At 70.9% G+C, this 12429-nt stretch carries 9 protein-coding genes; 6 read left to right on the top strand and 3 right to left on the bottom strand.

The features are described from left to right. Nucleotides 1-4: 4 nt before the first annotated feature. Nucleotides 5-961 (top strand): 2-phospho-L-lactate transferase, encoded by a 957-nt coding sequence (cofD, locus tag AADR41_RS30990; RefSeq protein WP_342284876.1) that lies wholly within the window; start codon nt 5-7, stop codon nt 959-961. After that, nucleotides 958-2268 (top strand): coenzyme F420-0:L-glutamate ligase, encoded by a 1311-nt coding sequence (locus tag AADR41_RS30995; RefSeq protein WP_342284877.1) that lies wholly within the window; start codon nt 958-960, stop codon nt 2266-2268. The genes cofD and AADR41_RS30995 overlap by 4 nt, the downstream gene beginning before the upstream one ends. A gap of 138 nt (nt 2269-2406) precedes the next feature. Here the strand turns inward: AADR41_RS30995 and AADR41_RS31000 are convergent, their stop codons facing one another. The 3 genes from AADR41_RS31000 to AADR41_RS31010 all read right to left on the bottom strand — a co-directional run bounded on the left by AADR41_RS31000 (nt 2407) and on the right by AADR41_RS31010 (nt 6213). Further along, on the bottom strand, nt 2407-3405 hold the full coding sequence (locus tag AADR41_RS31000; protein WP_342284878.1) for a DNA-3-methyladenine glycosylase family protein: 999 nt from the start codon (nt 3403-3405) through the stop codon (nt 2407-2409). A gap of 224 nt (nt 3406-3629) precedes the next feature. Beyond that, entirely contained in the window at nt 3630-4721 is a 1092-nt protein-coding gene (locus AADR41_RS31005) for an NDP-sugar synthase (RefSeq protein WP_342284879.1), read from the bottom strand. A 106-nt stretch (nt 4722-4827) separates the two neighbouring features. Then, on the bottom strand, nt 4828-6213 hold the full coding sequence (locus AADR41_RS31010) for a peptidoglycan recognition protein family protein (protein ID WP_342284880.1): 1386 nt from the start codon (nt 6211-6213) through the stop codon (nt 4828-4830). A 137-nt stretch (nt 6214-6350) separates the two neighbouring features. On the opposite strand from AADR41_RS31010, the gene AADR41_RS31015 reads away from it, so the two are divergent. The 4 genes from AADR41_RS31015 (at nt 6351) to AADR41_RS31030 (ending at nt 12389) form a co-directional block, all read left to right on the top strand. After that, nucleotides 6351-7103: a TIGR03089 family protein gene (locus AADR41_RS31015; protein WP_342284881.1), complete on the top strand. Its 753-nt coding sequence runs from the start codon at nt 6351-6353 to the stop codon at nt 7101-7103. 169 nt (nt 7104-7272) lie between these two features. Then, a complete protein-coding gene (locus tag AADR41_RS31020; protein ID WP_342284882.1) occupies nt 7273-8634 on the top strand; it encodes an LCP family protein in 1362 nt (453 codons plus the stop codon). A gap of 223 nt (nt 8635-8857) precedes the next feature. After that, on the top strand, nt 8858-10648 hold the full coding sequence (locus AADR41_RS31025; RefSeq protein ID WP_342284883.1) for an LCP family protein: 1791 nt from the start codon (nt 8858-8860) through the stop codon (nt 10646-10648). A 49-nt stretch (nt 10649-10697) separates the two neighbouring features. Next, the gene (locus AADR41_RS31030) at nt 10698-12389 is read left to right on the top strand and encodes an LCP family protein (protein WP_342284884.1); all 1692 of its coding nucleotides are present in this window, start codon (nt 10698-10700) and stop codon (nt 12387-12389) included. Nucleotides 12390-12429 lie beyond the last annotated feature (40 nt).

The raw sequence follows: 12429 nt of genomic DNA on the forward strand, positions 1-12429 counted from the left end.
GTGCATGCGCATTGTGGTTCTGGCCGGCGGTATCGGTGGTGCTCGTTTTCTGCGTGGCCTCAAGCAGGCCGCGCCCGACGCGGACATCACGGTGATCGGCAACACCGGTGACGACATCCATCTGTTCGGGCTGAAGGTCTGCCCCGACCTCGACACCGTGATGTACACCCTCGGCGGTGGCATCAACGAGGAGCAGGGCTGGGGGCGTACGGACGAGAGCTTCCACGTCAAGGAGGAGCTCGCGGCGTACGGCGTGGGGCCGGAGTGGTTCGGGCTCGGCGACCGCGACTTCGCGACTCACATCGTCCGCACGCAGATGCTGGGCGCGGGCTATCCGCTCAGCGCGGTCACCGAGGCGCTCTGCGCGCGCTGGAAGCCGGGGGTCCGGCTGCTGCCGATGTCCGACGACCGCGTCGAGACGCATGTCGCCGTCGACATGGACGGCGAGCGCCGGGCGATCCACTTCCAGGAGTACTGGGTGAAGCTGCGTGCCTCGGTCGAGGCACAGGCGATCGTGCCGGTCGGCGCCGAGCAGGCCAAGCCGGCTCCGGGGGTGCTGGAGGCCGTCGCCGAGGCGGACGTGATCCTCTTCCCGCCGTCCAACCCCGTCGTGTCGGTGGGGACGATCCTCGCCGTGCCGGGGATCCGGGAGGCCATCGCGGAGGCCGGGGTGCCGGTCGTCGGCCTCTCCCCCATCGTCGGTGACGCGCCCGTGCGCGGCATGGCGGACAAGGTGCTCGCCGCGGTGGGCGTCGAGTCGACGGCCGCGGCCGTGGCCACGCACTACGGCTCCGGGCTGCTCGACGGATGGCTCGTCGACACGGTGGACGCCGGGGCGGTCGGCGAGGTGGAGGCCGCGGGCATCCGCTGCCGGGCCGTGCCGCTGATGATGACCGATGTCGACGCGACGGCCGAGATGGCCCGGCAGGCCCTGGCGCTGGCCGGGGAGGTGCGGGCGTGAGCGCCGGCGAGGCACCCTCGTACCGGGTCTGGGCGCTGCCCGGGATGCCCGAGGTGCGGCCCGGGGACGACCTGGCGAAGCTGATCGCCGCCACCGGGCCGGGGCTGGTCGACGGTGATGTCCTGCTGATCACCTCGAAGATCGTCTCCAAGGCGGAGGGCCGGATCGTCGAGGCCACCGACCGCGAGGCGGCGATAGACGCCGAGACGGTACGGGTGGTGGCGCGCCGCGGCCCCCTGCGGATCGTCGAGAACCGGCAGGGTCTGGTCCTGGCCGCGGCCGGGGTCGACGCCTCCAACACCCCCGCCGGGACGGTGCTGTTGCTGCCCGAGGACTCCGACGCCTCGGCGCGGGCGATCCGCGACGGGCTGCGGGACACGCTCGGCGTCGAGGTCGGGGTCGTCGTCACGGACACCTTCGGGCGCCCGTGGCGCAACGGGCTGACCGATGTGGCGATCGGGGCGGCCGGGATCCGGGTGCTGGACGATCTGCGCGGCGGCACCGACTCGTACGGCAATCCGCTGAGCGCCACCGTGGTCGCCACCGCCGACGAGCTGGCCTCGGCCGGTGATCTGGTCAAGGGCAAGGTGGCGGGACTGCCGGTCGCGGTCGTGCGGGGGCTCGGCCATGTGCTGGACGCCGCAGGCGCCGAGGGTGCCCGCGCGATGGTGCGGGTCGCGGCCGACGACATGTTCCGGCTCGGTACGTCGGAGGCGGTACGGGAAGCGGTGACGCTGCGGCGTACGGTCCGCGAGTTCACCGACGAACTGGTGGACCCGGGGGCGGTGCGGCGGGCCGTGGCCGCGGCGGTGACGGCGCCCGCGCCCCATCACACGACGCCGTGGCGGTTCGTCCTGCTGGAGTCCGAGGAGTCGCGGACCCGGCTGCTCGATGCGATGCGGGACGCGTGGATCGCGGATCTGCGCCGGGACGGAAAGAGCCAGGAGTCGATCGACAAGCGGGTGCGGCGGGGCGATGTGCTGCGCCGGGCGCCGTATCTGGTGGTGCCGTGTCTGGTGATGGACGGCTCCCACACGTACGGGGACGAGCGGCGGGACACCGCGGAGCGCGAGATGTTCGTGGTCGCCGCCGGAGCCGGCGTCCAGAACTTCCTGGTGGCGCTGGCGGGCGAGCAGCTCGGCTCGGCGTGGGTGTCCTCGACGATGTTCTGCCGCGATGTGGTGCGGGAGGTGCTGGACCTGCCGGGGACATGGGATCCGCTGGGTGCGGTGGCGGTGGGGCGCGCGGCGGTCGAGCCCGCGGCGCGGACGGGACGGGACGCCGAGGGCTTCATCGAGGTGCGCTGAGGCGGGAATCGGAGGTCGGGAGGTGAAGGCCGGGGTCGGGGGCCGGACTTCCGTGTGGGGGGCCGGGTCTCCGTGGGTCGCCCCGGGTTCCGCGCGCGGTTGTGCCGTCCGGCCCTCGGTGTGCCGTCCGGTGGGGCCCTACAGGCGGGCGATGTCGCCGGGGGTCATGCGCGGGGCCCGGCGGGCCGGGGTGTGGCCCGACAGCAGGATGAGGCGGGTCGCCCGGTGGCGCTGGCCCTCGTAGGGGGCCAGCAGCGCCAGCATCTCCTCGTCGTCGGCGTCCCTGTTGCCCGCCAGGGCGTGGCCGACGATGCCGGGGAGGTGGAGATCGCCGACCGTGACCGCGTCCGCGGCACCGTTCGAACGCTGGAGCGTCTCGGCGGAGGTCCAGGGGCCGATGCCGGGAATCAGCTCCAGGCGGGCCATGGCCTGCGGCAGTTCCATGGCCGCCGCCTCCTCCATGCGGCGGGCCACACGTACCGCGCGCAGGATCGTGCCCGAGCGTTTGGCGTCGACGCCCGCGCGGTGCCATTCCCAGGACGGGATCAGGGACCAGGTGCGGGCGTCCGGCATGACGTGCAGGCCCAGCGCGGTGAACGCGGCGTGGTCCGTGGGGCCGGGTGCCGGGGCGCCGTGCTTCCGGACCAGGAGCCGCCAGGCGCGGTAGGCCTCGTCGGTGGTGACCTTCTGTTCCAGGATCGACGGGATCAGGGACTCCATGACCAGGCCGGTGCGCAGCAGCCGCAGTCCGGGGCGGTGGTGCCGGGTCAGGGCGAGCAGGCGGTGGCGCGGGCGGAAGGCGTCCGGGTCGTCCGTCGCGCCGAGCAGTGTCGGGAGCCGGTCCAGCAGCCACGGTGCGCCGGGGCCCCAGGCCGTCGCCTCGATCCGGCCGCCCCGGGCGGTGAGGCGGAGGGTGCCGGGGCCCGCGGGCGTGCGGCTGGTCCGCCAGGCCGTGCCGTCCCCGGTCATCCGGAAGGTGGGGTCGGCGGGGCCGCGGCGCAGCGGGCCGACGACCAGGCGCAGATCGAAGGGGCCGGGCGGGGTCCACTCACGGGTCAGCGCGTCCGCAGCCGGAGCCGCCGCCTGGTGCGGGACGGCCGCGCGAGGGGCGCTGCGGGGGGCGAATCGTCCTGCCACGGTGAGGTCCTCGGTCGTCGGGGTGCCTGTCGAGGGTAAGCGCTGCGACCGGTGTCCCGCTGCTCGTCGGCCCGCCCGCTTCCACGATCCGCGTGGGCCACTCCCCGGCGCCCGCCCACTTCCACGATCCGCATGGGCCACTCCCCCGGCCCGCCCACTTCCACGGTCCGCATGGACTGTTCCCCGGCCGCCCACTTCCACGATCCGCGTGGAATGTTCCTCGGCTACTCGTCGGAGGAGAAGCGGACCGCCGCGTCCGGGAGGACCGCCCCGCACCAGACGCGGATGCCGTCGCGCAGTTCGTTGTCGGCGCCGACCCGGGCCCCGTCCCCGATGACCGCACCCGTGAGCACCGTACGGCTGCCGATCCGGGCCCCTGCTCCGACCAGCGAGTCCTTGATCACGGCGGCGGGCTCGACGACCGCGCCGGCGAGTATCACGGAGCCGTCGATCCGGGCCCCCTCACCGATCAGGGCGCCCTCCGCCACCACCGTTCCGCCGCTGAGTTTGGCGTCGTCGGAGACGGAGGCGGTCGGCAGCACGAGCCGCTCGCCGCACCGGCCGGGCACGGCCGGGGACGGGGCACGGCCCAGGACCAGATCGGCGGAGCCGCGTACGAAGGCCTGCGGGGTGCCGAGGTCCAGCCAGTACGTGGAGTCGACCATGCCCTGGAGGTGCGCTCCGGCGGCGAGCAGTCCGGGGAAGGTCTCGCGTTCGACGGAGACCGGCCGGCCGGCCGGGATGGTGTCGATGACCGAGCGGCGGAAGATGTACGCCCCGGCGTTGATCTGGTCGGTGACGATCTCCTCGGGCGTCTGGGGCTTCTCCAGGAACGCGGTGACCCTGCCGCTGCCGTCCGTGGGGACGAGCCCGAAGGCGCGCGGGTCCTCTACGCGGGTGAGGTGGAGGGAGACGTCCGCGCCGGATTCGGCGTGCGAGGCCACCAGGGCCCGGATGTCCAGGCCGGTGAGGATGTCGCCGTTGAAGATGAGCACCGGGTCGTCCGGGCCCGAGGTCAGCCGGGACGCGACATTGCGAATCGCCCCGCCGGTGCCGAGCGGCTCGTGTTCGGTGACGTACTCGATGTGCAGGCCGAGCGACGAGCCGTCGCCGAAGTACGGTTCGAAGACCTCTGCCAGGTACGACGTCGCGAGCACGATGTGCTCGACCCCGGCGGCCCGGGCGCGCGCCAGCTGGTGGGTGAGGAACGGAACGCCCGCTGCCGGAACCATGGGCTTGGGCGTGTGCACCGTGAGCGGGCGCAGCCGGGTTCCCTTCCCGCCGACCAGGAGGATCGCTTCTTTTGCCTCTGTCACAGCACTGACTCTGCTTCCTGCTGGGGCCTGGCCTGGTTTCGGCTGGCCAGTGTATGCAGACCGGTTCGGTCGTCCCCGGTCAGCGGCCCGCAGCAGACTTCGTCGTTCAGCGGCCCTGGAGCTTGGCGGAGCTGGTCCGGGCCGAGCCGAGCTTCTTGTAGAGACGCGCTCCGGGGCATTCGGTTGCGAAGCCGTCCCGGTGGCCGGAGATGACGTTGAGTTTGACCTTCCTGCCCTTCTTGTACTTGTTGCTGCCGCCCGAGACGAGGGTGACCTTGCCGCGCGGGTTGGCGCCGAACAGGCCGAGCTTCCAGGCGGTGAGCTTCGCGACGGCGTTCACCGCGGCGGCGGGCGGGTTCGACTTGGTGAAGGTGCCGAGGACCGCGATGCCCATGCTGTCGCTGTTGAAGCCGAGGGTGTGTGCTCCCAGGACGGCCCTGGTGACGCCTCCGGCCCGTCCTTCGTAGATGTTTCCGCACTTGTCGACGGCGAAGTTGTAGCCGATGTCGCGCCAGCCGCTGCTCTTGACGTGGTAGCGGTAGATGCCGCGCAGGACCGAGGGCGCCTGGGAGCACTTGTAGTTGTTGCCCGTGGCGCTGTGGTGGATGAAGGCGGCCTTGACCTTGCTGGTGTAGACGAACTTGCGCTCCCTGAGCTTCTCGTCGGCGCCCCAGCCCTTTCGGGTGACGATGCTCGGACGGGGACCGATGTACGGCCGGGAGCCGGGTGCGAGGCCGGCCTCCGCCTCGCCCTGTGCCTCGGACCGCGCCTTGCCGAGGGCGGGGAGCACGCTCGGGGCGAGGGCCGTGGTGCGTCCGTCGGAGGTGGTGGCGGTCTGCCCCTGGGCGCCCACCGCGGACACCGCGCCGGCCGCCGCGGCGGCCGTACCGGTGTCCGTCGCGGGGAGCTGTTGCGGGTCCTTGCCGGGGTCGACGAGTTCGAGGCGCAGCCCGGCGGGCAGCGGTACGGCGTAGCCGGTCCGGTCCTGCGGGTCGGGGGCCTCGGGGCGTACCCGGACCGCGACGGCGTCCGAGTCGCCCACCCAGAGCGGGGCGGTGGAGCCCCGTACCGCTCCGGAGTCGCGCTCGGCGGTGCCGGGGTCGGCGGAGTGCTCGGCGTTGTGCGTCTCCAGGTCCTGCCAGTCCGACCAGGCGCCGGTTCCGGTCGCGCGGGTGCGGACCTGGACGGTGCCGTGGAGTTCGGCGTCCGGGTCGTCCCAGACGACGCCGACCAGGGAGAAGGGATGGGTCTCGCGTTCGGTCAGCCCCTGTTCGGGGGCGGCCGCGCGGGTGGGTTCGCCGGTGGACCGGCCGGACGGTGCCGACAGGGTCCGCATCGGCAGGGACTGCGTCGAGCCCGGTACGTCGACGGGCCCGGCGGACTCGGCGGGGACGGTGCGGGTGTCGGGGGCGGCGCCCGCGGGCACGGCCAGCGGCAGTGCCAGTACGGCCGCGCAGGTGACACCGATCGAGGATGCAATGAAGGCACGCATGCGAATAATCCTGGTCATAATCCAGCAACTCCGGCCACCCGGATGTATCCACGCAATTGACGGCCCGTCTGCCGAACCGGTGCGGCGGACGCCCTTCGCTCCTGTCGGGCCCGCCGCCGCCGCGTAATCTTGCGCGGATGAACGCCACCGACCGAACCCCCGCCGACCTGCTGCGTTCCGCACTCGCCGCGGACCCGGCCCGCCCCTTGGTCACCTTCTACGACGACGCCACCGGAGAACGCGTCGAACTGTCGGTGGCCACCTTCGCCAATTGGGTGGCCAAGACCGCCAATCTCCTCCAGGGCGATCTCGCCGCCGAGCCCGGCGACCGGCTGGCGCTGCTGCTGCCCGCGCACTGGCAGTCCGCGGTCTGGCTGCTCGCCTGCTCCTCGGTCGGCGTGGTCGCCGACGTGCAGGGCGACCCGGCCGGCGCCGACCTCGTCGTCAGTGGCCCGGACACCCTGGAGACCGCCCGGGCCTGCCGCGGCGAGCGGGTCGCCCTGGCGCTGCGCCCGCTGGGCGGCAGGTTCCCGCAGGCACCGGAGGGCTTCGCGGACTACGCGGTGGAGGTGCCGGGCCAGGGCGACCGGTTCGCGCCGTTCGCGCCGGTGGACCCGGACGCCCCCGCGCTGGCGGTGGGCGGGGTGGAGCTGACGTCCGCGCAGCTGGTGGCGCGGGCCGGCGAGGATGCGGACGCGCTCGGCCTGGCCGCCGGATCGCGGCTGCTCACGGGGCGTTCGTACGACACCTGGGAGGGGCTGAGCGCGGGGCTGTTCGCACCGCTGGCCGCCGGTGGGTCCGTGGTCCTGTGCCGGCACCTGGACAAGCTGGACGAGGAAGGGCTGTCGAAGCGCGTCGAAAGTGAACGGGTCACCAACAGCGCGGTATGACAAGCACCCTGAGGACCACTCGTCCGGCCCAAGACGGGCCGAGTCCTCGGGGCTTCGCGTCAACTCCGGTACATGATCGGCGTTACGGACCACCGGAGACACAACCAAGCGTGAGGTTCAGCCGTCTACTTCTGCGACCGGCGGCCCGACGCGCCGCCGAACGTGAAGGATGGACGCAGACGTGAGCGAAAGCGCCGGCCCGCCGGACGAATCCGACGAATCGGCGGCGGGCGGGACCGGGCCGCGTTCCGGGAACGGATCCGATGCGTCCCCGGCACCCGGGGACGCATCCGGCACCGCCCCGGCACCCCGGGACGCATCCGGCACCACCCCAACACCCGGGGACGGACCCGGTGCCACCCCGGCATCCGGCGCCACCCCGCTGTCCGCGGCCGGCCACCGGCACCGCTGGCTGCGCTGGACCGCGCTCGGCGCCTCGTTCGTCGTCCTGGTGGCGGCGGGCGTCGGCTGGTGGCTGTACAAGAAGCTCGACGGCAACATCAGGACCGACACCTCCGCGGCCGCCGAACTCAAGGTGTACGAGCGGGAGCGGCCCGCCTCCGTGGTGCGCGACGCGGAGAACATCCTGCTCATCGGCTCGGACAGCCGGGCCGGTGACAACCGCAAGTACGGCCGTGACGACGGTGGCAGCCAGCGCTCGGACACCACGATCCTGCTGCACCTCGCCGCGGACCGGAAGAGCGCCACCGCGATGTCCCTGCCGCGCGATCTGATGACATGGATCCCGGTCTGCCACAAATCGGACGGTACGACCACGAAGAAGCAATTCGCCCAGTTCAACTGGGCCTTCGAGTTCGGTGGCACCGCCTGCACGATCCGTACGGTCGAGAAGATGACCGGCATCCGGATCGACCACCACATGGTCGTCGACTTCAACGGTTTCAAGGACATGGTCGACGCCGTGGACGGGGTCGAGGTCTGCCTGAAGAAGCCGGTCGACGACGCCGACGCCCATCTGAAGCTCCCCTCCGGACGCCAGACGCTCGACGGCGAGCAGGCACTGGGTTACGTACGGGCCCGCAAGTCGATCGGCAACGGCAGTGACACCGAACGGATGGACCGCCAGCAGCAGTTCCTGGGGGCGCTGGTGAACAAGGTGCAGAGCGACGGCGTCCTGCTCAATCCGACCCGGCTCTACCCGGTGCTGGACGCGGCCACCAAGGCGCTGACCACCGATCCGGGGCTGGACAGCCTCAAGGACCTGTACGAGCTGGTGCGCGGCATGCGCAACGTGCCGACCGACAAGGTGCAGTTCCTGACGGTGCCCCGGCAGCCGTACGCCGCCAACCGGAACCGGGACGAACTCGTGCAGCCCGATGCGGACCGGCTCTTCAAGCGGCTGCGGCAGGACGATCCGGTCGCCGTGGTCCCGGCGGACCGGCTCAAGCATGACGACGAGAAGAACAATGGGAAAAACAATGCCGAGACCGATGCGCCGGACGCTTCCGGCCCCACTCCCACACCGACCTATTCGGGCAACAACGCGGCGGCGGACCTGTGTAAGCAGTAAAGCAATTCCCAAGCAGAAGCCGGTGATCGGCGTGTAATGAGCAGTATGACCAGTTGTAAGGACCGTGGAATTTGTCACGCACGTCGCTCGACGTCGAACTGGGCCGATAGTGTGACGCGATCCGGTGCTGCCGGCCTCCTGGCCGCGCACTTCTGGAGCGAAAGATCGAGCGCCTGATCGGGGGAGGCGCCTCGCGTGGCACCGACGGAGGACTCAAGCAACCGTGGATGCGCAAAGCCGTGGGCGGGCGGATGGAATCGACCCCGCAGACCAGTGGGTACTCAACCCGCACACCGGTGATTACGAACTGCGACTGAATCATTCCGGAGGGGATTCGGGAGAGTCTTCCCGTACTTCCGGCGCGCGTGTCCCCAATAGCAGAGGGCCCGCCGGTGACAGTGCCGGCGGGCGCAGAGGTGCCTCCCGCGAGGGCCGCCGGGGCCCGGCCCGCGACGAGCAGGACCCGGGGCCCAGGCGCGAGGTGCCGGGGCAGCGCGGCCGCCGTTCGACCAACGGCCCGCGCGACCAGGAGAGTTCCGCTCCGGGTGGGCGCCGCAGCCGCAAGGCCCCCAAGGCCCGCCGCAAGAAGGTGCTGCTGTGGACGGGCGGCACGATGGCGTTCGTGCTCGTCGGTCTGTCGGTGGGCGGGTACGCGCTCTACCAGCACTTCAACGGCAACCTGAGCACGGTCGACGTGGGCTCGGCCGGCAACAAGAACGTCTTCGACAACAACGCCCCGGTCAACATCCTGATCATCGGTACCGACAAGCGCACCGGCAAGGGCAACGAGGGCTACGGCGACAAGGGCAGCGTGGGCCACGCCGACACCAACATCCTCTTCCACGTCTCCGAGGACCGCACCAACGCGACGGCGCTGAGCATCCCCCGCGACCTGATCAGCAACATCCCGGACTGCAAGGTCAAACAGCCGGACGGCTCGGAGAAGGTCGTCCCCGGCACCCGGGGCGTCCGCTTCAACGAGAGCCTCGGCCAGTCGGGCCGTAACGCCGGCTGCACCATGGAGACGGTCAGGAAGATCACCGGCATAAAGGTCGACCACTTCATGATGGTCGACTTCAACGCGGTGAAGGAGCTGTCCACCGCGGTCGGCGGGGTCAAGATCTGCCTGGCCAAGCCGGTCAAGGACCCGGACTCGCACCTGAACCTGCCGGAGGGCGAGCACACGATCCAGGGCGAGGACGCCCTGGCGTTCGTACGGACCCGGCACAGCTTCGGCAACCACGGCGACCTGGACCGGATCAAGGTCCAGCAGCAGTTCATCGCCTCGATGATCCGGCAGATGCAGTCGGACGACACCCTGACCAGCCCGACCAAGCTGTACAAGCTGGCGGACGCCGCGACCAGCGCGCTCACCGTCGACACCGGCATCGGCACGGGGAAGAAGCTGGCCTCGCTGGCCCAGGAGCTCAGCAAGGTCAACACGAAGAACATCACGTTCACCACGGTGCCCGTGCTCGACAACCCGGCCGAGAAGACACCGGTCACCGTCGTGCTGAACCCGCCCAAGGCGGACGCGCTGTTCGCGATGATGCGCGACGACACCTCACTGACCGAGGTGAAGTCCAAGAAGAAGGCCGCGAAGAGCAAGCAGGACGCGCTCCTCAAGGGCTCCAAGGCGGCCGCCGCCGACGTACGCGTCGATGTGTACAACGGCGGCAAGGTCCCCGGCGCCGCGCAGGAGACGGTGGTCTGGCTGCAGAACGAGCAGGGCGTACTCAAGTCCACGAACAAGGCGAACGCCCCGGCGAAGGTCGCGAAGACGACGCTGGAGTACGCGCCGAACCAGGCGGACCAGGCCCGCGCCCTGGCCGCCATGATGGGCCTGCCCGGCTCCGCCATGAAGAAGGGCACCAAGGACGCCGAGGGTCTCCAGGCGATGGTGCTGACGCTGGGGGACGACTTCAAGGGCGCGGGCACTCCCATCACCGGACCGGCGAAGGTGCCGGACGACATTCAGCAAGCGAACGCCGACAAGGCAGAGTGCGCCAAGTGACACCGGGTCACTGCGCAGAACCACGAGTCTGAACAGCAGGGGGGTCCTGGTGGCACGCAGCGGTACGCCCGGGGAGGGGACGCGACCACGCGTCCGGCACGCCGGCCAACTCGGTTGGGACGACAAGCTCTACGAGGACGGGCCGGAGAAGGGGGAGCCGGAGAACGACGCGGGCTCCGACGCCGGCAGGCAGGCCGCCCCGGCGGAGGGCGGTCGCCGGCGCGGTGGCTCGAAGCGGCACGGCAAGAAGAGCAAACGCCGGGTGCTGCGCTGGAGCGCGTCGGTTCTCGCGCTGCTCATACTCGGCGGCGCGGGCGCCGGTTACCTCTACATCGAGCATCTCAACGGCAATATCAAGAAGGCCGATCTGACCCTCGGCGACAAGAAGATGGCCGACCACAAGGCCAACGCCGCCGGGCAGACCCCGATGAACATCCTGCTCATCGGCTCGGACGCGCGGGACACCAAGGAGAACCAGAAGCTCGGCGGGGCGAAGGACACCTTCGGGGCGCCGCCCCTGGCCGACGTACAGATGCTGCTCCATGTCTCCGCCGACCGCAGCAACATGTCGGTGATCAGCATGCCGCGCGACACCATGCTGAAGGTCCCGAAGTGCACCAACCCGGAGACGAAGCACGTCTACCCCGCGAGCATCGGTCTGGAGATCACCAACGAGACGCTTGAGCGCGGCGGTCCCGGTTGCACGGTGGCCACCTGGTACGAGCTCACCGGCATCACCATCGACCACTTCATGATGATCGACTTCTCCGGTGTGATCTCGATGGCGGACGCGATCGGCGGCGTCCCGGTCTGCGTCAAGGGCAACGTCTACTCGCACACCAGCGCGGGCAAGGGCTCCGGGCTGAAGCTGGAGAAGGGCACCACGAAGATCAAGGGCAAGCAGGCCCTCCAGTGGCTGCGCACCCGCTACGGCTTCGAGGACGGCACCGACCTCGGCCGAACCCACGCCCAGCACATGTACATGAACTCGATGGTCCGTGAGCTGCGCAAGGGCACCAAGCTCACCGACCCGGGCAAGCTGATGGACCTGGCCGAAGCGGCGACCGACGCGCTGACGGTCGACAAGGGCGAGCACGGCATCGACTCGGTCAAGAAGCTGTACGACCTCGCGAACGACCTCCAGAAGGTGCCGACCGAGCGCATCACCATGACGACGATGCCGAACGTCTACGGCACGGGCGCGCTCAAGGAGCGGGTGTTGCCCAAGCCCGGCGAGGCCGAAGCGCTCTTCCAGATGGTCCGCGACGACATCCCGCTGGACGGCAAGGCGTCCAAGCGCAAGAAATCGGCCGCCAAGAAGCCCACCGCGTCCCCCGCCGAGACCCCGGTGACCGTCCGCAACGGATCGGGCACCGAAACCGAATACGCGGCCAAGGGCCGCGCCACGACCGTCCAGCAGCTGCTGGTCGACAAGGGCTTCGACCAGGCCAAGGTCGACGGGCAGAGCACCGAGGCCACGAAGCGCACCGCAATCCTCTTTCCCACCGTGGACATGGAGGGCAACGCCCAGGCGGTCGCCAAGGCACTGGGCATCCCGCTGACGGCGGTGAAGAAGTCGGCCGACGTCTCGGGCATCACGCTGACCGTGGGGGCCGACTGGCGCGAGGACGGCGACTACCCCGCGTCGTCCGCCAAGGAGAAGACGCCGGACAGCGCCCGGGCGCTCAACGGCGAGGACGACAAGGCCTGCATGGACATCCAGCCGGGCTTCGGCTGGTAGCGGGACACGGCGTACGTGGGGCCCTCCGGCGCGCCGGAGG

The sequence above is a fragment of the Streptomyces sp. CLV115 genome, from assembly GCF_038448545.1.
GTDB classification, from domain to species: Bacteria; Actinomycetota; Actinomycetes; order Streptomycetales; family Streptomycetaceae; genus Streptomyces; species Streptomyces sanglieri.

Excerpts from the sequence above, each read along its gene's own strand:
- AADR41_RS31020 (WP_342284882.1), top strand. The coding sequence starts at position 7,273 with ATGGACGCAGACGTGAGCGAAAGCGCCGGCCCGCCGGACGAATCCGAC.
- cofD (WP_342284876.1), top strand. The coding sequence starts at position 5 with ATGCGCATTGTGGTTCTGGCCGGCGGTATCGGTGGTGCTCGTTTTCTG.
- AADR41_RS31015 (WP_342284881.1), top strand. The coding sequence starts at position 6,351 with ATGAACGCCACCGACCGAACCCCCGCCGACCTGCTGCGTTCCGCACTC.
- AADR41_RS31010 (WP_342284880.1), bottom strand. The coding sequence starts at position 6,213 with ATGCGTGCCTTCATTGCATCCTCGATCGGTGTCACCTGCGCGGCCGTA.